Annotated in this window: 1 protein-coding gene and 1 pseudogene; both read left to right on the top strand. The window is 71.2% G+C overall.

The features are described 5' to 3' along the window. Nucleotides 1-57 precede the first annotated feature (57 nt). Nucleotides 58-189: pseudogene (locus A5622_RS30650) on the top strand (hypothetical protein); the annotation flags it as partial. 185 nt (nucleotides 190-374) lie between these two features. Beyond that, on the top strand, nucleotides 375-1,328 hold a 954-nt coding region (locus tag A5622_RS02930), incomplete at its 3' end, for an AAA family ATPase (RefSeq protein WP_232002834.1).

Below are 1,328 nucleotides of genomic sequence, written 5' to 3'. Positions count from 1 at the left end.
ATTCGCCGGAGTTGACGACGCGGGCCAGTGGCGGGAAGCAAGCCGTGACGATCTCGACCCGGCTACGGGCCCCCACCCGGCTACGGGGCGCCGCCCCGGCCCGCGTTCAGCGTCGGTGACGCGTTCGGCTGGGCCTGGAACGCATTCACCAAAAACCCTGTGGCGCTGATCGTTTCGGCTCTCGTCTACGGGGTGCCTGGATACTCGGGAGGTTGGCTCATGTCCGTCCTTGCTGTCGGATTTCCAAGTGTGGCGAAGTTTCCTTGAGAAAACGCCCGCGGAACTCGGCAACCGGAACTTAGCAAAGATGGGCCGTGGGTGCCGGGATTGCCGGCTGCGTGCCTGGGCCGGCGCGGGCGTCGGCCGGTCGTGGTATGCCTGAAGCCGTGTCCGACGGTCTGTTTGACCTACCCGGCGCGTCGCAGCCGACCGATCACGGGCTGGGCGTGTCGGGCGGCGCCCCCCTGGCGGTGCGGATGCGTCCGGCATCGCTGGACGAGGTGGTCGGGCAGGACCATCTGCTGGCGCCCGGGTCCCCGCTGCGCCGCCTGGTCGAGGGTTCGGGCGTGGCATCGGCCATCCTGTACGGGCCCCCCGGCAGCGGCAAGACGACGCTGGCCGCGCTGATCTCGCAGGCGACCGGGCGCCGGTTCGAGGCGCTGTCGGCCCTGTCGGCCGGTGTCAAAGACGTTCGGGCGGTGATCGATAGCGCGCGCCGGGCGCTGCTGTCCGGCGAGCAGACGGTGCTGTTCATCGACGAGGTGCACCGGTTCTCCAAGACCCAGCAGGACGCGCTGCTGTCGGCCGTGGAGAACCGGGTGGTGCTGCTGGTCGCGGCGACCACGGAGAACCCGAGCTTCTCGGTGGTGGCGCCGCTGCTGTCCCGCTCGCTGATCCTGCAGTTGCGGCCGCTGAGCGCCGACGACATCCGCGCGGTGGTGCAGCGCGCGATCGACGACCCGCGCGGGCTGGGCGGTCAGATCGCCGTCGACCCCGAGGCCGTCGACCTGCTGGTGCGGCTGGCCGCCGGCGATGCCCGGCGCGCGCTGACGGCGCTGGAGGTCGCCGCCGAAACTGTGCGGGCGGCCGAACCCGGTGGCGAGTTGACCGTCGCCGCCGTCGAGCAGTCCCTGGACGAGGCCGCGGTGCGCTACGACCGGGACGGCGACCAGCACTACGACGTCATCAGCGCCTTCATCAAGTCGATCCGCGGCTCCGACGTCGACGCCGCGCTGCACTATCTGGCCCGCATGCTGGTCGCCGTCCCGGTCGTAGCGCACCGCGGCCTCGTCCAGGGACTGCTCGACGGCGGCGACGGTCAACTCGCC

Source organism: Mycobacterium sp. 1245801.1, assembly GCF_001673055.1.
GTDB lineage: Bacteria > Actinomycetota > Actinomycetes > Mycobacteriales > Mycobacteriaceae > Mycobacterium > Mycobacterium europaeum_A.
This window is presented reverse-complemented; position numbering and strand designations above follow the sequence as displayed.